Genomic DNA, 19,921 nt, shown 5'->3' with positions numbered 1-19,921 from the left:
TACCTCCTTATTGTATGAAACGAATGGTTTGTTTCTTCATTTCTGATTCTCTATCAGCCTTTGCAATCCCTTTTTCTTTCATTTCATGCTTATTTATCGTTTTATATTTTACATACGTATAAAATTCCGTTTGAAATGGAAATGGTGTAATCCGAATCGTTTCCTCGTCCACCCATTCAGCTTGAATAAGTTTCTCCTCTTTACTATTAAACATTTCTGTTCCTTCAAAACCATCTTTAAATAAGTCAATTTCATCTTTCTTTTTGACACCAGGCTTATTCATACATACGTATAAAGAAAGTTCATCACAAAACTTTAATAATCTATAATGTTTATCGAACATCGCAAACTGTTCCTTTGTTAACGTTTTCAAGATTCTTTTTTGTCGTTCTAATTCATGTTTATAAAATGACATCATCTCTTCATCTTCCTCGTTTAGTGGAAATGATAAAAAATGTTTACTACAAAGCAATGCCCCGTATGGATTAGAATTTTCAATTTCATTCAAACCAATCGTATAAAAAACAAAACGTAATGGGCTTGGACAATCCATAAATGTATATGGAATATTTTTAGCATCATTCAAAATTGGTACTTTATCAAGCTCTATCCATCCTCTGTCATGCTCATATATTGCATCAACTGTTTCTTTTAAATATGTTTTATCTTCAAAAAAGTCTTCTTTTATATGTTTTGCAATCTCTCCAGCTAAAAAACCATGATCATGTTGACGAATTAAAATGCTTTCCTTCTCATTTTTTTCACGAAAAATCATTCGTATACTCCCCCTCATCCTCATATTAAAGCTTTTTATATGCATCGATTCTTAATTAATCCCTAAATAATAGAAGGGATTCAGTCTCTTGCAACGAAATTAACATAATTATATAGTATTCTTTCTAATCATAGTGATAGCTTTATCTTTACTATCTATTATACTAAAACATTCATTCCAAAAATTTTTTTATGAGGTGAAAACATGAACAAAACAGAATTAATTAAAAACGTAGCTCAATCAGCTGATATTTCTCAAAAGGACGCTTCTGCAGCTGTACAATCCGTATTTGACACAATTGCTAATGCATTACAATCTGGAGATAAAGTTCAACTAATCGGGTTTGGAACTTTTGAAGTGCGCGAAAGATCTGCTCGTACAGGACGTAATCCGCAAACTGGCGAAGAAATTCAAATCGCTGCTGGTAAAGTTCCTGCATTTAAAGCAGGTAAAGAATTAAAAGAAGCTGTTAAATAAACAAGAAACCAGCCATTTTATAGGCTGGTTTCTTGTTTTTATTTAAGCAATTGCTTTATATTCTCTGCATGATACACTTCACAAATATAAAATACACATTTGCATTTACTTACAATTTGATACTTTCTAGTTGGATACACATTCGCTGTAACAGAACATCCATCAAACAATTCAATAATATTTCCAGATGGCTGATATCCTTCATATAATACATTTCTTCTTACTTCCATCTTTTCTATAAGCTTTTCAACAGGAATATTTCCACTCTCTAATTCACTCTTTATTGCGTCCGGTAAAAACGAAGTGTCTGCAAAAATTAGATTTTCAGATAACACCTTGCCTTTATAACTAACATTAGATACACGGTAAAGAAATGTTCCATCTTTATCAAAGAAATTCTTTGCTTCTTTCGGAATGTACTGTCTACCAAGTGCCTCTTGTTCAAGAACATCAAACTGAACTGTATCATTTAAAAGCTTTTCTAAAGCATGAATGGATGATGTATCTCCAGAAAATAAAATATTTTTAATTGCTTGTATGTTATAAGTGAATTCATTCTTTCTATTTTCCGCTACTAACATGAGGAACACCTCTTCTATAATTTTTTTATTTAAGATTTAAAAGTGCTGCCGCATCTAATTGCGTAATTTCAGTTACTTCCTTACTGAATATTGCAACAGAGGCCCTATAATCTAAACTAGGCTTTACATCTTCCATCATTGTATTACTTGCTAACTCTTGTCTATCCTTAAAAACCAACAAGTTTGGAGGATCATTTGGAGCTGATACTGTAATATGTACTGGCGGAATCATTAGTCCTTCACCTGTCGCTTTCAGCACCGCTTCTTTTCGAGTCCAATATGTTAAAAATCCTTCTATTTTCTGTTCATTTGGCAGTTTCATAACTTGCGCTATTTCAATGTCTGTTAATACACCTTCTGCCATTTTCATAACATCTACATTTGGATTCATTTGTTCTACATCTATGCCAACAGGTGCAGATTTTGTAAAAGCAACGACAACCCACTCACCTGAATGTGAAACGGATAATTGCGGCATACCTTCTGGTAATTGTGGTCTTCCATGCTGCAATTTACATACTGAGCACATTCGATCAATGGGTACTTGGACTGGTGACATAGAAAGTATCTTACCGAGAACTAATCTACTTATTACGCAACCTATTATAAAACGAGCTCGATCTGCCGAATGGTGATACGAATTTGCTTTCTCTCGCTCTATATCATTTAGTAAATTGTAATGCCATGATTGTAAATCTGAAATTCTTGCCCACCATATTTGACAATCATTCTCATTCAAAGTTGGAATAGAATCTACAACTTTACTTTCTATCATGTAAACTCTCCTTTATTCAAAGAATATCAATTTTCATAAGAAAGCATGCGTATATTGTTATTCATTGACAAGTACTTTCTCTTTTTCTGATACAGATAATGTTTTTTCTTTCTTCTTTGACATTACCTCTTTATCGGAAATACGTAAAGAAAATAGTAGTGCTATGAGCAAAAATATTGCTGATCCAATTAGTGCTGCTTGATATGGTAAAAAATCGAATTGAACGTTATTACTTCCAAAACCAGCTAGTATACTAGCTAAAACAGCTACTCCTATTGCTGAACCTAGTCGATTTTGCACATTGAATATAGTAGTAGCTCTCCCCATAGAAGGCGGCGTGATATTGTTAAAGGCAGAAAATTGAACCGCACCGACAGATTGACCTAAGAAAATACCGATACCAAACAATAATGCGCGGATTTGCCACGGATTCGTATCGTGATTTACAAAACTCAATAAAACAAATATAACCGCCGTACATATTAATCCAATAGAAATTACCTTTCGAGCTCCTAATTTCTTATATGACCATGGCACAATTTGTGAAGAAATCATTAATCCAATCGCCTCTGGAAATGTCGTAAGTCCTGATTCTAGCGCGGAAACTCCTATCACATTTTGATACATAAGTGGAAAAACAAATAACATTCCTAATAAACCGGCTGATGAAAATAATGATATAAGGCTCATCTTTCTAAAGACTGGTTCTTTTAATAAGCGTAAATCTAACATCGGTTGCTTTACTTTCAGTTCTACGATTATAAACAACGTAATGAATACACCCCCAGCTACCCCGGTACTCATAATTTCTGGAGAAATCCATCCTTTTGACGGTCCCTGGCTGAGTGCATATATGAGCATCGCAAATCCTGGTGCTGATAAAATAAAGCCGAGCGAATCAAAGCGACCAGCTGATTTTTCAACATGCTCTGCTAAAAATAGAAGTCCAAAGAGCAATGCAACGATTCCAAACGGTAGATTAATATAAAATACCCAACGCCAAGACATTTGATCTACAAAGAAACCACCGATGATAGGACCAACTGCTGGTGCTACAGCAATTGGCAGTACAATGAACCGGGAAATCTTCGGTCTTTCCTCTGGTGAAAATGTTCGGAATAACATCGCCATTCCGACCGGTGTTAAAAGCCCTCCACCAGCACCTTGAATGATACGGAAAATATTCAATGAAGTAATATCGTTAGCCATTCCGCATAAAGCAGAGGCAATTGTAAATACGAAAAGAGCAATTAAAAATACTCTTTTCGTACCAAAACGATCTCCTAACCAACCAGAAATCGGAAGGAAAACAGCTAAACTAACTAAATACCCAACATTCACCGTCCCCATTGCAGATGCAGGTACTTGTAGTTCCCTACTTATCGTTTGCAGTGCTACATTTACAATCGTTGCGTCCATCGCAGCCATAAACATCGCAGTTATATAAACGATACTTACAACTACTTTTGGATTTAGTTTTTCTTTCATTATCGTTTTCCTACTAATGTTTTTTCGCGAACTTGATTACCTTGTGGATTCAAATCTTTCCAGTTATATTCAACATATTCTAAGCAGCTCTGCCTACTAGCTTCTTCATATACGACATTCCAGCCAATAGGTACATCGAGAAAAGCAGGCCAGAGAGAATACTGGCCCTCCTCATTTATTAATACTTTATATGTGTAATTATCATTTTCAAATGGATTCGTCATACTCTACTTACCCCTTTCTTATTCTGCAAATATTTCGCTAATACTTGCCCAATTTCCGTAAGTGGACCTGGCTGACATAGATCTTTATGTCTACAATCAATATCGTGCTGCACAATTTGCCCGTCTAAATAATTTAGCCACGTATTTGGAGAAATAGGATCAAACCAGTCTGGTATAACAGTAGATCTAAAGAATAAGATATCTCCGTTATAAACTTTCGGTACATATTTCCCTAACAACCCTACTGAATTTACATATGTTTCTTTCAAGTTCAATATAGTCTCTTCTTCAAGACTTGCTAATGCACTTCCATCTTTACGAAGGATTTCAACTGCACTTTCCATTGTAAGTGGTTTACCATCCATGTTATCTGGATCATATCCGCCTAAAGCAAGTAATGCAATTAACGCTTCCTCTTCAGTAGGCGCTTCCGTATTTGGTAAGAAGTGTCCAGGATAAGAATCAAGCATAACGAGTAATTCTACTTCTTCCCCTTCATTTTGTAGTTGCGCCGCCATTGCATGCACAACATTTCCTCCAAGCGACCAACCTAATAAACGATATGGTCCATAAGGCTGTACTTCACGAACATGTTTCAAGTAATCCGCCGCCATCTCCTCTAAACTTTTTGGAAGTTCTTCATTTTTAGCAATACCACGTGCTTGTACACCATAGATTGGATAATCTGTTCCTAAAGATTTCATAAGTCCTGCATAGCACCAACTTAATCCACCTGCTGGATGTACACAAAATAGTGGTAATTGATCCCCGCTTGCTCGTAATGGAAGCAACACATCAAGTGCACTTTGACCATTCCCCATCTCAAGTCTTTCAGCTAACCCTGCAACAGTCGGTGCTGCAAATAAAGTACCAATGTTTAGTTCCACTCCAAGCGCCTCTTTCATGCGGCTCATAAGCTGCACTGCAAGGAGTGAATGACCACCAAGATCAAAGAATCCGTCATCAATTCCAATTTGAGGTACACTTAGCACTTCTGTAAACAAGTCACATAACATTTCTTCTTGCGGTGTTCTTGGACCACGACTAGAAGATGATGCGATAAATTCTGGAGCTGGCAATGCCTTTCTATCTAATTTACCGTTTGGAGTTAAAGGTAACTCATTTACTACTACAAAAGCGTATGGAACCATATAATCTGGTAAACTACCACTAGCAAACTGACGCATTTCATTCGTATCAATTGCTTCATTATTTGATGCAACGATATAAGAAACTAACCGTTTATCCCCTGGTTGATCTTCACGTACAATAACGGCTACTTGCTCAACTTTAGGGTGCTTCATTATGACTGCTTCTATTTCTCCTAATTCAATTCGGAATCCACGAATTTTGATTTGATGATCTGCACGTCCTATATAATCTAGCGTCCCATCATTACGCCAGCGAGCTAAGTCTCCTGTACGATACATTCTTGTACCTGGCTTGCTAAATGGATCTGCGATAAAGCGTTCAGCCGTTAATCCTGCTCTTCCTAAATATCCACGCGCAAGTCCTGCACCTGCAACATACATTTCTCCAACTACTCCAGGTGGGACTGGTTGTAAATAGTTGTCTAACACATACACTTTAAGGTCAGGTATACTGCACCCAATTAAACTATTTGCTCGTAAAGAGACGATAGTTTCATCTAATTCAATATAACTAACATGCACTGTCGTCTCCGTAATACCGTACATATTAATAAGCTTTGGTGCGTTATGAGGATGTCGACTATACCAATCTTCTAAGCGACTTAGCTCAAGTGCTTCTCCTCCAAAAACAACATATCGTAAAGATAATTTTTGGCCGATCTCTTCATTTTCACGATCTGCTTGCATCAATTGATAGAACGCTGATGGAGTTTGGTTTAAAACCGTAACCTTTTCTTTAACAAGAAGCTGTAAAAATTCTTTCGGCGAGCGACTTACAGTATGTGGAACTACAACTAAACGCCCTCCGTATAATAAAGGTCCCCAAATTTCCCAAACCGAGAAATCAAAAGCGTATGAATGGAACATCGTCCAAACATCGTTTCCGTCAAACTGGAACCAATGATCAGTTGCTCCTAAAAGTCTTACTACATTTTGATGAGGTATCATAACGCCTTTCGGTCTACCCGTTGAGCCTGACGTATAAATAACGTAAGCAATATGTGATGGAGATAATGGCTTAATTCGTTCCACTTCATCAATATTTTCTTCACTATATTTCTCAACTTCTGCTAGTACTTTCACATCATCAACTAAAACTTTTAGTGCCTCATCACATTCAATTTCCACTTCTGAATTCGTTAAAACACGTGATGGTTTCGCATCGTGTAGCATAAATGAAATACGGTCTGCTGGGTAATCTGGATCTAACGGAAGGTATCCAGCACCAGCTTTAAGAACAGCTAATAAGCTTACAACCATGTTTAATGATCTTGGCATCGCTAAAGCAACGAGTTGATCAGGACCAATCCCTTTTGCTATTAGGAATCGAGCTATTTTATTTGCTTTTCTATTTAACTCTTCATAAGTTAATTTCTTATCTTCAAAGACAACAGCAATAGAATTTGGATTTATATGAACCTGCTTTTCAAACAATTGTGGCAATGTCATTTCTGGTGCAATTTGAAAACCACCATTCCACTTTTCTAACACTGTATTTTTCTCTGCTACAGCTAATATTTCTAATGTGCCAATTGATCGATCCGGATTTGTAGCTGCATCATCTAATAACAAAATGAATCGTTCTATTAGTTTTTGAACCGTTTCACGTTTATATAAATCGGTACTAAACTCTAGTAATCCATGTAAACCGTTCGGAGTACCATCAACTCCGTTATTCTCACTAATTTCAAATGTTAAATCAAATTTTGCAGAACCGACGCTTTGAATTTCAAGGCTCGCTTCTAAATCTGGTACATGAAACGTTGCTTCTGGTGTATTTTGAAAAGCTAACATAACTTGAAACAACGGGTGGCTGTTTCGAGTACGTACTGGATTTAATACTTCAACAAGCCTTTCAAATGGAACATCTTGATTTTCATAAGCTGCAAGGTTTACCTGCTTCACTCTATTTAATAATTCTTTAAAACTTGGATCTCCTGAAGTATTTGTACGTAACACTAATGTATTTACAAATAAACCAACAATATCTGAAAGTACATCATCATTTCTTCCAGCAATCGGACTTCCAATGGGTATATCAGTGCCTGCACCTAATCTTGTAAATAGTGCACTAAGCCCTGCTTGCAATACCATAAACAAACTAACTCCATTCTCACGTGCAAGCTCTACTAACCTACTATGCATACCTTCATCTATATGAAAATGAATTGTTTCCCCGCGGTAACTCGTCTCAATTGGACGCTGGAAATCTGTAGGTAACTCCATTTGGTCTGGTAAACCTTTAAGTTCTTCTTTCCAAAAATCTAATTGTGTTGAAATAAGACTCTCTGGTGTCGTTTCATCACCTAGCAATTGCTGTTGCCAAAGTGCATAATCTGCGTATTGAACTGGAAGTGACTCCAGCTGAATTCTGTCCCCTTGACATCGCGCTTTATACGCCGCTGTAAAATCTCTCGTTAACGGCTGTAATGACCAGCCATCACCTACAATATGATGTAATAGAATTAATAATACATGTTCGTTTTCACTCACTGTAAAAAGTTGTAAACGAACTGCCGGCTCAAAATCGAGGTTAAAGCTATATCTTACCGCCTCTGAAAGTACACTTTCTAATTCATCTTTACATGTATTAGTTATAACCATTTCTAGATTTAAGTTTTCCATATCTAAAATTTTCTGATAGGAACTACCTAATACGTTAGGGAAAATTGTTCTAAGTGTTTCATGTTTCTCAACTACATCATAAAAAGCACCTTGTAATGCTTCCCGATTCAATATTCCATTCATACGAATGACTAGCGGAATATTATAAGTAGGACTTGGACCTTCTAAACAATTTAAGAACCATAACCTGCGCTGTGCAAATGAAAGTGGAACTTCATTTGGCCTACTTGCTTTCTGAATAGCTGGTCTTGCGCTTTTTGCATGGTTTAATTGTTTCGCCAGTTCGGCAACAGTTGGTGATTCAAATAGTTTCCCAATTCCTAATTCCACACTTAACGTTTCACGAATTCTAGCCATTAAACGAGATGCGAGAAGTGAATGTCCACCCATTTCAAAGAAATTATCATCAATGCTAATTCGAGAGACACCAAGTACTTCTGCAAATAAATCACATAATATTTCTTCTTTCGGATTTCTAGCAACTCTCTCATTGTTCATTCCATTAAAATCAGGAGCAGGTAATTTCTTTCTATCCACCTTACCATTTGGCGTTAATGGTAATTCTTCTAGCACAACAAATGCTGATGGTATCATGTAATTCGCTAAACTTTCTGAAACATAAGAACGAATTTCTGAAAGATTAATCGGTTCCTTTTCTTCTGCAACGATATACGCAATGATGCGTTTATCATTTGCATGATCTTCTCGTACCATTACTACCGCTTGTTGAATATTTTTATGTCGTTGTAATACCGTTTCAATTTCAGCTAATTCAATTCGGAATCCACGAATTTTAATTTGATGATCTGCGCGACTAATGTACTCTAACGCACCATCACTACGCCATTTCACAAGATCTCCTGTACGGTACATGCGCTTCCCTGATTCTCCATAAGGATTTGCAACAAACCGTTCAGCTGTTAACTCAGGTTTTCCTAAATATCCGCTTGCAAGTCCTTCCCCTGCAATATATAATTCACCAATAGCTCCAGGTGGAACTGGTTGTAACCCTGCATCCAATACATACACTTCTGTATTGCAAATTGGTTTTCCAATAGGAGGTATACCCTTTTCACCTTCATCAATGTTCATGAAAGTAGACCAAATCGTCGTTTCAGTTGGTCCATATAAATTAGTTATTGAGCAACCTAATTCTCGTAATTTATTTGCTAAATGCGCTGGAAGAGCTTCACCACCAACAAGTATGCTTAGCCCTTGTAGCTTCTCTGGATAATCAGTTACTAACGCCTGCCAAAGCGTCGGTGTAGCCTGCATAATGGTCACTCTTTCTTCATGTAAAAGTGTCGTTAATGCAGAAGGCTCTTGTATGTCTTCTTTTTGCGCAATTGTTAAACTTGCACCACTAATAAGAGGTAAATAAATTTCTAGTGCAGAAATATCAAATGCAAACGTTGTAACTGCTAATAAATGATCATTTTCATTTAATGAAAACTTTTGTTGCATAGCCATTAAAAAGTTACTTAAACCTCTCATAGGAACAATTACACCTTTTGGGTTTCCTGTTGAGCCTGAAGTATATATTGTATAGGCTGGGTTTAACAGTGATACATCATTCTTACATGCTATATTCATACGAGAATATGTATGTAACGCTAGTTTCGTTTCTTCGTCATCTAATACAATTTTTTTCATATCCTTTTCTATAACTAACTTAGATGAAACAGATGAATGTGTTATGATACAAACTGGTTTTGCATCATTTACTATATAAGTAACTCTATCTGCTGGGTATTCTGGATCTATTGGTAAATACGCTGCACCAGCCTTTAAGACTGCTAGCATACTAACTACCATTTCTATTGATCTAGGGAATACTAAAGCTACAAACTGGTTTGGTCGTATTCCTTCTTCTACTAAATAATGTGCTAGTTCATTCGCTCGTTCATTTAGCTCTTTATACGTAAGGTTTACACCGTCACAAGTAATCGCTAGTTTATTGGGATTTTTTTGCACTTGTTTTTCAAATGATATAGGCAGACTGATTAACTCATCGTCTTCCTTCGTTTCATTCCATTCCAATAAAACTTTATGATTTTCTTCAGGCAGAGTAATGTTTATTTTTCCAATCGACTCGTTTTTCTCATAATTATTTACTACTAATTCAAATAGATTCATAAATCTTTCTTTATGCAATGCTAGCTCCGCGCCATTATATACTTCGGGATTCGCATCAAAATGAATCATTAGCTCATTTTGATCAAAACGTTTATATACATTTATTGATAAATCATCGACAGGTCCTGCTGATAAGTTATGCGTAATACCACGATTTCCAGCAAAGTTAAGCCCGTAATCAAAAGGCATAACATTCACTAACGGTCCAAACAACCTTTGATTTTCACCTAGTAACTTTAAGTCTCTTCTTAATTCCTCATGACGGTATTTATAATGGCGACGTACATCTCGGATTTCTTTAGAAACTTGTTGCAATAATTCTGCAAGAGTTATATTTGGAGTTACTGTAATACGAAGTGGAACTAAATTCATTACCATACTTGGTGTATGAATAGATACAGAACCTAGACGTCCCATCATCGGTAAACCTAAAACAATATCATTTTCACCTGTTAATTTATGCATATAAATACTTGTTATAGCGACAATGAATTCCGGCCAACTTGTTAACGAAATATTGATATCTTCTAGTAAAGTTTTCGTGCTAGAACTAGATAAATAAGCTGTTTCTCGTGAAAATCCATTTGATGTTCTCGGTGCTCGTTCTGCCAAACTTACAACTTCTGGTTCATCTGCATACTTTTCTAACCAAAAAATACGATCTTCCTGAAATTGTTTAGACTCACGATACTCAATATCTTCTTGCACGACTTTTGCAAGAGAACCAAATGGTTTTTCATTCTTGTTTGTTTCTTCTATAAGTGATGTATACTCATTCGCTACCTTTTGGCTAAGAAGTGAAAATCCATAGCCATCCATCACAATGTGATGGATGCGCTGATACCAAAAGAAACGATTATTTTCAACTTGAATAAGTGCTTCAGTAAATAATGTATCTTTTTTCAAATTGACTGGTATAGATAAATCATTTTTCATCCATACTTTAGCAGCTTCTTCAGGATTTTCTTCTTTACGAACGTCAATAAAATGCATATGAAACTGTGATTCTTCAATAACTTGCCATGGGCCAATTTCATCCTCTTCGAAGCGAACATGAAGTGCTTCTGTTTCCATTACAACTTTACGTACAGCTAATTCAAAAATGTCTTGATGAATATTTCCGTTTATTTCTACATATTCCCCAGTATTATAAATTGGATTAAGCGGATCTAATTGTTGCGCAAACCACATACCAGACTGCGCAGATGATAACGAATGACGAATCTTTTGACTGTTAGGCATTCTTTACTACCCCTTTATTATGTAGTCTATTTGTTACAGCACCTGTGCTGTTTGTGAAGATAGTAAACTGTACCAACCTGCAACAGTTGGATGTTCTGCTAAATCTGCAAAAGTGATTTCTTTCCCTTCACGACGCCACTTCTCTACTAAACTCATAATTCTGACCGAATCAAGCCCTCTATTTAATAAGTCCTCATCAATATCAATACTCTCTACTGGCTCACGAAGTAGTTGTGCAACTAGTTCATGCACTTCCTGTATAGTGATTCCTTCACTCTCATCATCTTTTACACTTTGTAAATCGTTTAACAGTAGGTTTGTTGATGTCGTTACTGCACATCTATTAGATGCATACTCCAATGCTTGTTTATGATGCTCTAGTGAAAAATCAGCAACTGCATCTGCTACAAAGAACGGCTCTATACCATCCATAAATGCTTCACAAGCTGTTAAAAGACAGCCAATATGCGCATAAATACCGCAAATAATGAGTTGATCTCTTCCTTGTTCATTTAAAATTTCTAATAGATTTGTCTTTTTAAATGCACTATATCTCCATTTTGTTATGAATATATCATCCTCATCAGGAGTAAGTTCATCAACAATTTTCTTTTTATCTGGTCCAGCAGGTATACCGTCACCCCAAAAGTCTTGTAATAAACCTCGTTGTTCTAACGTTTGCCCACCAGGTTGTGCTGTATAAACAACTGGTATACCAAGTTCCTTACATTTTTCTCTTATCATTTTAATATTTGAAATAAGTTCTACTTTTGGTGATTCTTTATCGCTATATGCATCAAGAAAGTATTCTTGCATGTCATGAATTAAAAGTACTGCACGTTTCGGATCTGGTGTCCAATTCACTTTATTTTTTGGTAGTTCTGATTCAATTGGCATTTTATATACTGAAATAGATGGGATAGCCATCTAATCACTTCCTTCCGATTTTTATTATTGTTTTACTGTAATAAGCTTTTCAGCAATGACTTTACGTAGTTCTTTTTTGCTGACTTTTCCGACTCCTGTTTGCGGGAATGCTTCAATAAATTCAATTCGATCTGGAATTTTATAAGCCGCTATACCACGTTCTCTTAAAAACATTTTTAATTCACTTACTGCCGGAACTTGTCCGCGAACTATAACAAAAGCACAGGTGCGTTCACCTAAATAATCGTCAGGCATAGATACGATTGCTACGTCATGGATCGCATCGTGTGCTAATAGATGATTTTCAACTTCTTCCGCAGCAACTTTCTCACCACCACGGTTAATTTGATCTTTATCTCTTCCTTCTACAATGATGTATCCTTGTTCATTTACTTTTACAAGATCACCTGTGCGATAAAACCCATCCTTTGTAAATGATCGTGCATTATGCTCTTCGGCTTTATAGTAACCACGAATTGTATATGGACCTCGTGTTAATAAACTACCTACTTCGCCCGGTTGTACATCGTTGTCATTTTCATCAACAACTCGTACTTCATCGAGTGCAGACATTGGTCTACCTTGTGTATGAATAATAATTTCTTCCGGATCGTCTAATCTTGTATAGTTCACTAATCCTTCCGCCATACCGAATACTTGCTGTAACGTACATCCAAATGTAGGGCGTATACGTCTTGCAACCTCAGCGCTAAACTTAGCACCACCTACTTGAATAACCTCTAAGCTCGATAAATCGGCATTACGAGAAGATGCAGCATCAAGCCAAATCATTGCTAATGGCGGAACGAGCGCTGTAATTGTAACTTTTTCTTTTTCAATAAGAGCAAAGGCCTCATCTGGACTACCACCAGTTGCCAATACCACTTTTCCACCCGCATAGAAAGTTCCAAATGTCCCTGGAGAACTCATCGGGTAATTGTGTGCTACTGGAAGAACTGCCATATAGACGCTTTCTGCATTCAAATTACAAATTTCAGCGCTAACACGTAAACTATAAATATAGTCATCATGTGTTCTAGGAATTAATTTAGAAAGACCTGTTGTGCCTCCTGATAATTGGAGAAACGCAACATCACTTGGCTGAACTTCTGGTAATGAGACGGGATCCATATACAGATCATTTATGTTCACAAACTCTTCTTCTTCTCCCACTACAATTACATGTTGTAAAGTTGGCACTTTCTCTTTCACTTCTCTTGCTAGTTTTCGATAATCAAAACCGAGAGCCTTATCTGAAATAACGTAAGCGCTCGCCTCGCCAAAATCACAAAAATAACTAATTTCACTGCTTCGATGTGACGGCAGTGCAAAGACAGGAAGCGCTCCAATTCGAAATAGTGCAAAACATATTTCGAAAAACTCGATAATGTTAGGTAACTGGATTACAACTCTGTCCTCTTTCTTTATTCCTAAATTTAGTAAACCTGCTGCTAAACGATCTACCTTTTTATTAAGTTCACTATATGTTATATGCTTCTTACCACTTACAACCGCGATTTGATCTCCATATTTCTCAGCCCGCTCTCTTAACACTCCTCCAAATGTTTCACCAAGCCAACATCCTTCTTCTCGGTAACGATCGGCAAATTCTTTTGGCCATTCTGTATAACCTACTAGCATTCTTTCTTCCCCCTATTTTTCATTAAGTGAACTATCTCTTAGCCCTAAAGCTTTTAGCATTGTTTGGAACTTAGCTGATGTTTCTGCTAACTCATCTTCTGGTTTTGACTCAGCAACAACTCCAGCTCCTGCATATAAACGCAGTGTATTTTCTTGTACTTCAGCACAACGAATTGTAACAATCCATTCTCCATCTCCATTTAAATCGCTCCATCCTAGCATTCCTGTAAAGAACTCGCGGTCAAATGGCTCAATATGCTGTATAGCCTCTCTTGCTTTTTCCATCGGAGTTCCGCAAACTGCTGGCGTAGGATGAAGGGCAATTGCTAATTGTAAAGAAGAAGTATTTGGATCCTTCAGTTCACCTTTCACTTCTGTAGACAAATGCCACATCGCTTCACTATGAATAACTGATGGCTTTTCTGGAACATGTAATGTATGACAATACGGACGAAGTGCAGCGGCAACCGCTTCAACTACTACCGCATGTTCATGTAAATCTTTTGGAGAAGAAAGTAATTCCTCTGCTCTTCTTTTATCTTCTACTGGGTCCTCACTACGTGGCCTTGAACCAGCTAACGGATTAGAAATAACTTGCATACCATTACGTGAAACAAGTAATTCAGGACTTGCTCCAATTAGCGTCTTACTGTTCTCTTTTTTATCTTTCGGTAAATTCACAGCAAATGTATAACCATGCTTATTATGTTCTGCTAATTCTCGCAGAAGTTTTTGCTTATCAATCTTTTCGGAAGATTTAACATCTAACGATCTGGATAGAACGATTTTCTTTAAATCACCGTCCTGTATTTTTTTAATTCCTTGCTTCACACCATTCATATAAACTTCAGGGTCTGGCATTGGCGTCATTTCAAATGTTACGTTCTCATTTATTTCAAGCTGATTTGTTGTATCCAATTGTAAACGCTCAGAAATTCTACTATATTCTGGTACGATAAGTTGGACTTCTTTTCTACGATCAAATGGCAAAGCACCCACAACGATAGGATTTGGATTTCCAGCTTGTTTCGCATTACTTAATGTCGCTTGCACAAGCTCTGGGAAATTTTCAATTTCACGATGCTTTACTGTAGTAAACTCTCCTTCTGCTAATATCGTTCGAGTTGGTGAAGCGAAAAAGAATGAAGATTCAGTCTTATAATCTTCTAAAAGTTTTTCTGACAATTCCTTTACAGCTATATGTTCATTCATAATATAATAACCTCCTGAATTTTTATTAAACTCCTAACGTAGCACCGCCATCGACACATAAATTGTGCATTGTAATATGACTTGCTCTATCTGAGGCTAAAAATAACACGGCTTCAGCAACTTCTGAAGGTTGTGCAATTTTTTGTAATGGAATTCCGAGTCTATATGTATTTTGAGAACCAGCAATTATATTTTTAGCTCCATTCTCATCAGCCCATAGTAATCTTTGCATCTCAGTTTCAGTAGAACCTGGAGAAACTAAGTTGCAGCGTATATTGTATGCCGCAAGCTCTAGTCCTAAACATTTCATAAACATCGTCGTTGCAGCCTTTGACGCAGCATACGCAGCCATCTCCATTCTTGGCGTATTTGCCGCATTTGAACCGACTGTAACAATTGCCCCCGATTTTCTTAACATCATATTTTTACTTACCGCTCGGGACATATTGAAAACCCCTGTAGTATTTACAGAGAATGTTTTATTCCAATCTTCATCACTTAACGAATGAATTGGTCCCATACGTAAAACCCCTGCAACGTTTATTAAAATATCTATTGGCGCTATTTCATTTGCAATATGATTTACCATGTCTTCAACAGCGGCGCTATGACTCACATCTAAACGAAACGTTTTCATACGTGTATTATTTAATTCATTTTGATTTAAGAGTACATTTAATCCCTCTTCATTTTGATCAACCGCAATAACTGTGGCTCCTCTTTCTAAAAACATTTTGGCCACGACACTGCCTATGCCTTGTGCTGCACCTGTTACTAAAACTGTTTTCCCATCAAATTCCCCTAAGTTCATTTTCTCTATCCTTTCACATAAACATTAATTTCATTAAGTGACACAAATGATATTGATTTTCATTATCAGTTGTGTTGTAAAAAATAATACACTTACTAAACTAATTGGTCAAGTGCGCATTACTTTAAAATCCATTTTATTGATAATGTTTTTCATTTACTATCTTACACCGAAATGATAATGTTTCTCAATAAACTTGTCAATCTTTTTTTATTTTTCAGATAAAGTATTTTAATGCTTCTTAATAAAATCATATGTAAACACATTAAAAGTACTTATATTATAAATAAAATTCAAAGTCCTCTTTTTAAAATTGAAGAAGCTAAACTAGAGATACGTTCATTTACAATGCTTTATGAAAAACTCAAGTATATATTTTCTCAATATTTTTCTGAAAATATATCTTACAAATACTAATGAATGTCTTTTTTGTCATTTAAGATTTAATATATATTTCGAATACGATGTATCGATTTATTATATTTCAATATAATCCAAATCGGCATTTCACTCACTTTTACATCTATGAAAATCACAAAAGTAATTTAATCTTGTTAAAATAACTCATAAAAAAGCATCCTAATTAATAGAATAGGATGCTTTTTCGTAATCATATTGTTATAGAAGATTTATATACTTATGCTACGCTGCGATACTCTTCTTCTTTTTCTTTTTTCTGTTTAGGTGCTTGAATTAAAATTGCGATAATGAATGACACGACACATAATACACCGATCACCATGAACGTTGGTTTGAATCCACCTAGAAGTGCACCGATAAAGGAACCTGCAAGCGCCCCAAATCCAAATCCTTGATACACAATTCCGTAGTTCTTACTATGGTTTTTCATACCGAAGAAATCACCAACAATAGCTGGGAAAATAGTGATATTTCCACCAAAGCAAAACGCTACACTTGCTACACATACGAAGTAAATACCATAATTTAAATCTACAAAACTTAGAACTAAGACTGAACTCGCCATAACAACAAAAGTACCAGTAACGATTTTTAAACGCCCAATTTTATCCGATAATGGTCCTAAAATGATACGGCCTAATGTATTGAAGATTGCAACCATAGCCACCGCATTAGCTGCTGTTGCTGCGCTAAGTCCTACAAGTTGAACACCAATGTCTTTTACCATACCAATTAAGTATAAGCCACTCATACATGATGTAAATAACATGATAAATAATAAGTATACTTGTTTTGTGCCTAACATTTCTTTCGTTGTGTATTCCTTAGTTTTTGTTTCATGAACTGCTCCTTGATCTGCAGCTTGATGGATTAAACAAGCACCAATTACAATCATAGCTGTAACAATTAAACCCCAGTATATAAATGCTTGCGATACACCAACTGATTCAATCAACTGTGCGTTAACGTATTTAAAGATTAAGCTACCTGAACCATATGCAGAGACAGAAATACCAGCAATTAAACCTTTACGCTCTGGAAACCACTTTATTAAATTTGATAGTGAAGTGATATATGCTGTACCATCTGCATAACCTACAACAACTCCCGCTAGTACATAAAGTAATATTAATGAGGAGGCTTGTGAACTAAGTATTAATCCTAGTCCTAATGCTAATCCAGCTATCATAATAAGTTTACGAAGTCCCCATTTTTCTTGCAATTTACTCGCAAATAAAGTTGAAAATGCTAAAGAAAGACTAGTAATTGAGAAAGTTATCGCAACAGCGTTAAGACTCCAACCGTATTTACTAACTAAAGGCTGATTGAATAAACTCCATGTATATATCGTCCCAAGCCCCATTTGTACTATAACTGTGCCAAGGACAACAAGCCATGGATTAACAGTTGATTTTTTCATACCTTTCCGCCTCCTCTTTCTATTTCAATGCTATTCGCTAAATTTACTTTTTTTATGTTCATTTTGGTCACCTCTTTTGATTTGACACCTTCATTGTATAAGATGTTTTCGCTTATGTAAGCACTTACAAGATAGAGCGTCAAAAACGTAGAATCAGTTACAAAAAACGAAGGATGAAATACAAAAACTACTTATTAAATACGTAACAGTTATTTAATAAGTAGTTTTTGTATAAGCTCGATTTACATTTATTTTTGAACTCTTTTTTAAAAAGTGAAACAATAAAACCGTCTCTTTACTATTTATTAAAGAGACGGTTTTATTGGGTCAATTCATAAGCCTGACTTTCTTTATACGTTTATAATTGTTTCTTCAAATGTAACAATTGGCTCTACAAATTCCATCATAATAAAAGCATTTTTAATACGTCTTGTTAAAACTTCTTTTAATTCTGCACACATTTGTTCTGTAAGTGATTTTACAAATACAAAGTTGTGATAATAAATCACACTCTTCTCTTTACTTAATGGGTTTAAAAACATCCCCTCTTTTGTAACGAGAGCATTAGAATGTCCCGATAAAGTTGAAAGAAACGTCTCTAAAATTTTTATTTCTCTTTTTGAAAACGATTCTTCACAAACTACTTTAATATTCATTTCTGTTATCATTTATATATTCCCCCAACCATTTTTTCACAAGGGGATACTATAATACTATTAAATTTTCACAAGACTCCCCTTGTCGTTCATAAAATTCACCAGAAAACTAAGTTGACTAACTTGTTTTTTCCCTTTAGACATATAAATCTTTCCTTTCGTATATATTACTTCTACATTTGTAATTGATTACCTTTTTATATTAAAGTTTTCCTATGTTTTTAATTGGAATTTTACCAATTAGAGATCTTATTAATAAACGTATATTTTTCTTATACTCCTGAAAAAAACTTTACTTATCTACTTTACGTTTTGTGCTACATAGTGTCTGTCTTTTGAATAATTTGTTTCTCTGCAGTATTTAGTTTCGCTAATGCTGAAAACAATTTACTTTGCTTATAATACAGTGAAACTTTAATCAGCCCTCGCCTAACTTCTTTGCTTCCACTGAATTTTGAGGCGGGGGTCTTACTGCCCAGCAAATAGCGGGATAAACTTAAATAAAATATAACTTTTAACACAGGAGTACTTTATACTCTTCAATTAGAGAACAAATTTTTTTCCAATAAATAAAACTAAATATTCACTAATATATCTATCCGTGGTTTAATATATATAATAAAAAAATATTTCTGTCTTTAATGAGGAGGTACTATGAAAGCAAACGTAGGGGATACTATACTTTTTCAACGAAATAATTTAAAGATTACAGGATCTGTATTAAAACTTTATACTGAATCGGTCTTAGTTGAAATTACAAATGTAAGCGGTGGTACTTTTGAATTTGATCGAACAATTGTAAATCATAAAAACTATAAAGTTTTAAATACAAATACATAAAACAACACAAAATAGCCCCTGCTCAACAGCAGGGGCTATTTTATATAAAAATATTTCACTAGTTTATATACCCTAAAACATTAACAATCTTACTCGCTTTTAAATTGTTAATATGATAATAAATTTCTAAACCTCTTCTCTCTGCTCGTAACACTTTACCCTTCATTTTTGATAGATGTTGTGAAACAGTAGATTGCGGAATATTCAGTAACTCTGTTAATTGTGTTACATTACAAGTTTTTCTCGTACTTAATTCATTTACAATTTGCAGTCGGATTGGATGCGCCATAATTTTTAAAATATCTACATCTTCTTCTGAAACTAAAGTTTTTCTCATTTCACTCGTATATGTTGTCATAAGACATTCCCCTTTTATATGAATTCCATATTCATAAGATCTATTTCCAAATTTTTTAAAACCCTTGATTAAAACTTTCATATAGAAATAAAAGGATTTTAAATTTTTGAAAACAGAACTTACATTTACTTTATTTATTTATTTGGTACATATACATAATAC

At 35.3% G+C, this 19,921-nt stretch carries 15 protein-coding genes; 2 read left to right on the top strand and 13 right to left on the bottom strand.

Going from position 1 to position 19,921, the window contains the following annotated elements; translation table 11 throughout:
* Positions 1 to 7: 7 nt before the first annotated feature.
* A complete protein-coding gene (locus ACTFRU_RS22610; RefSeq protein ID WP_000577283.1) occupies positions 8 to 775 on the bottom strand; it encodes a DUF3891 family protein in 768 nt (255 codons plus the stop codon).
* A gap of 204 nt (positions 776 to 979) precedes the next feature.
* Between ACTFRU_RS22610 and ACTFRU_RS22605 the strand changes: the two genes are divergently transcribed.
* On the top strand, positions 980 to 1,252 hold the full coding sequence (locus ACTFRU_RS22605; protein ID WP_001043905.1) for an HU family DNA-binding protein: 273 nt from the start codon (positions 980 to 982) through the stop codon (positions 1,250 to 1,252).
* 38 nt (positions 1,253 to 1,290) lie between these two features.
* On the opposite strand, the gene ACTFRU_RS22600 is transcribed toward ACTFRU_RS22605, so the two are convergent.
* From ACTFRU_RS22600 to ACTFRU_RS22550, 11 genes are all read right to left on the bottom strand, one after another.
* On the bottom strand, positions 1,291 to 1,833 hold the full coding sequence (locus tag ACTFRU_RS22600; RefSeq protein ID WP_330939505.1) for a cold-shock protein: 543 nt from the start codon (positions 1,831 to 1,833) through the stop codon (positions 1,291 to 1,293).
* Positions 1,834 to 1,858: 25 nt separating this feature from the next.
* Positions 1,859 to 2,608 (bottom strand): 4'-phosphopantetheinyl transferase Sfp, encoded by a 750-nt coding sequence (gene sfp / locus ACTFRU_RS22595; protein ID WP_113303221.1) that lies wholly within the window; start codon positions 2,606 to 2,608, stop codon positions 1,859 to 1,861.
* A 57-nt stretch (positions 2,609 to 2,665) separates the two neighbouring features.
* The gene (locus tag ACTFRU_RS22590) at positions 2,666 to 4,096 is read right to left on the bottom strand and encodes an MDR family MFS transporter (RefSeq protein ID WP_006918579.1); all 1,431 of its coding nucleotides are present in this window, start codon (positions 4,094 to 4,096) and stop codon (positions 2,666 to 2,668) included.
* Positions 4,096 to 4,320, bottom strand: coding sequence for an MbtH family protein (locus ACTFRU_RS22585; RefSeq protein WP_000184059.1), 225 nt, complete (start codon positions 4,318 to 4,320; stop codon positions 4,096 to 4,098). Before ACTFRU_RS22585 ends, ACTFRU_RS22590 begins: the two co-directional genes overlap by 1 nt.
* Positions 4,317 to 11,474 (bottom strand): amino acid adenylation domain-containing protein, encoded by a 7,158-nt coding sequence (locus tag ACTFRU_RS22580; protein ID WP_440037875.1) that lies wholly within the window; start codon positions 11,472 to 11,474, stop codon positions 4,317 to 4,319. The genes ACTFRU_RS22585 and ACTFRU_RS22580 overlap by 4 nt, the downstream gene beginning before the upstream one ends.
* Positions 11,475 to 11,507: 33 nt before the next feature.
* Positions 11,508 to 12,401, bottom strand: a complete 894-nt coding sequence (locus tag ACTFRU_RS22575; RefSeq protein WP_006918577.1) for an isochorismatase family protein — start codon at positions 12,399 to 12,401, stop codon at positions 11,508 to 11,510.
* A gap of 24 nt (positions 12,402 to 12,425) precedes the next feature.
* On the bottom strand, positions 12,426 to 14,042 hold the full coding sequence (locus ACTFRU_RS22570) for a (2,3-dihydroxybenzoyl)adenylate synthase (protein WP_006918568.1): 1,617 nt from the start codon (positions 14,040 to 14,042) through the stop codon (positions 12,426 to 12,428).
* Positions 14,043 to 14,054: 12 nt separating this feature from the next.
* Positions 14,055 to 15,254 carry an isochorismate synthase DhbC gene (gene dhbC / locus ACTFRU_RS22565; RefSeq protein ID WP_440037874.1) on the bottom strand — a complete coding sequence of 400 codons (1,200 nt, stop codon included), beginning with the start codon at positions 15,252 to 15,254 and terminating at the stop codon, positions 14,055 to 14,057.
* 25 nt (positions 15,255 to 15,279) lie between these two features.
* Positions 15,280 to 16,065, bottom strand: coding sequence for a 2,3-dihydro-2,3-dihydroxybenzoate dehydrogenase (dhbA, locus tag ACTFRU_RS22560; protein ID WP_088362678.1), 786 nt, complete (start codon positions 16,063 to 16,065; stop codon positions 15,280 to 15,282).
* Between the two features lie 637 nt (positions 16,066 to 16,702).
* Positions 16,703 to 17,905: an L-lactate MFS transporter gene (locus ACTFRU_RS22555; protein WP_006918566.1), complete on the bottom strand. Its 1,203-nt coding sequence runs from the start codon at positions 17,903 to 17,905 to the stop codon at positions 16,703 to 16,705.
* Between the two features lie 350 nt (positions 17,906 to 18,255).
* Positions 18,256 to 18,573 carry a hypothetical protein gene (locus ACTFRU_RS22550; protein ID WP_000627304.1) on the bottom strand — a complete coding sequence of 106 codons (318 nt, stop codon included), beginning with the start codon at positions 18,571 to 18,573 and terminating at the stop codon, positions 18,256 to 18,258.
* A 642-nt stretch (positions 18,574 to 19,215) separates the two neighbouring features.
* Here ACTFRU_RS22550 and ACTFRU_RS22545 point away from each other — a divergent pair.
* Complete coding sequence (locus ACTFRU_RS22545) at positions 19,216 to 19,401, top strand: YkvS family protein (protein ID WP_000646793.1); 186 nt, start codon at positions 19,216 to 19,218, stop codon at positions 19,399 to 19,401.
* A 58-nt stretch (positions 19,402 to 19,459) separates the two neighbouring features.
* Here the strand turns inward: ACTFRU_RS22545 and ACTFRU_RS22540 are convergent, their stop codons facing one another.
* Positions 19,460 to 19,759: an ArsR/SmtB family transcription factor gene (locus ACTFRU_RS22540; protein WP_000214801.1), complete on the bottom strand. Its 300-nt coding sequence runs from the start codon at positions 19,757 to 19,759 to the stop codon at positions 19,460 to 19,462.
* Positions 19,760 to 19,921: the final 162 nt, after the last annotated feature.

The organism is Bacillus cereus group sp. MYBK220-1 (assembly GCF_051916445.1).
GTDB lineage: Bacteria > Bacillota > Bacilli > Bacillales > Bacillaceae_G > Bacillus_A > Bacillus_A cereus.
Note: the sequence above shows the minus strand (reverse complement) of the source record. Positions and strands in the feature narration are given on the sequence as shown.

Coding starts and splice junctions, on each gene's coding strand:
- ACTFRU_RS22610 (WP_000577283.1), bottom strand. CDS start 775: ATGATTTTTCGTGAAAAAAATGAGAAGGAAAGCATTTTAATTCGTCAA.
- ACTFRU_RS22605 (WP_001043905.1), top strand. CDS start 980: ATGAACAAAACAGAATTAATTAAAAACGTAGCTCAATCAGCTGATATT.
- ACTFRU_RS22600 (WP_330939505.1), bottom strand. CDS start 1,833: ATGTTAGTAGCGGAAAATAGAAAGAATGAATTCACTTATAACATACAA.
- sfp (WP_113303221.1), bottom strand. CDS start 2,608: ATGATAGAAAGTAAAGTTGTAGATTCTATTCCAACTTTGAATGAGAAT.
- ACTFRU_RS22590 (WP_006918579.1), bottom strand. CDS start 4,096: ATGAAAGAAAAACTAAATCCAAAAGTAGTTGTAAGTATCGTTTATATA.
- ACTFRU_RS22585 (WP_000184059.1), bottom strand. CDS start 4,320: ATGACGAATCCATTTGAAAATGATAATTACACATATAAAGTATTAATA.
- ACTFRU_RS22580 (WP_440037875.1), bottom strand. CDS start 11,474: ATGCCTAACAGTCAAAAGATTCGTCATTCGTTATCATCTGCGCAGTCT.
- ACTFRU_RS22575 (WP_006918577.1), bottom strand. CDS start 12,401: ATGGCTATCCCATCTATTTCAGTATATAAAATGCCAATTGAATCAGAA.
- ACTFRU_RS22570 (WP_006918568.1), bottom strand. CDS start 14,042: ATGCTAGTAGGTTATACAGAATGGCCAAAAGAATTTGCCGATCGTTAC.
- dhbC (WP_440037874.1), bottom strand. CDS start 15,254: ATGAATGAACATATAGCTGTAAAGGAATTGTCAGAAAAACTTTTAGAA.
- dhbA (WP_088362678.1), bottom strand. CDS start 16,065: ATGAACTTAGGGGAATTTGATGGGAAAACAGTTTTAGTAACAGGTGCA.
- ACTFRU_RS22555 (WP_006918566.1), bottom strand. CDS start 17,905: ATGAAAAAATCAACTGTTAATCCATGGCTTGTTGTCCTTGGCACAGTT.
- ACTFRU_RS22550 (WP_000627304.1), bottom strand. CDS start 18,573: ATGATAACAGAAATGAATATTAAAGTAGTTTGTGAAGAATCGTTTTCA.
- ACTFRU_RS22545 (WP_000646793.1), top strand. CDS start 19,216: ATGAAAGCAAACGTAGGGGATACTATACTTTTTCAACGAAATAATTTA.
- ACTFRU_RS22540 (WP_000214801.1), bottom strand. CDS start 19,759: ATGACAACATATACGAGTGAAATGAGAAAAACTTTAGTTTCAGAAGAA.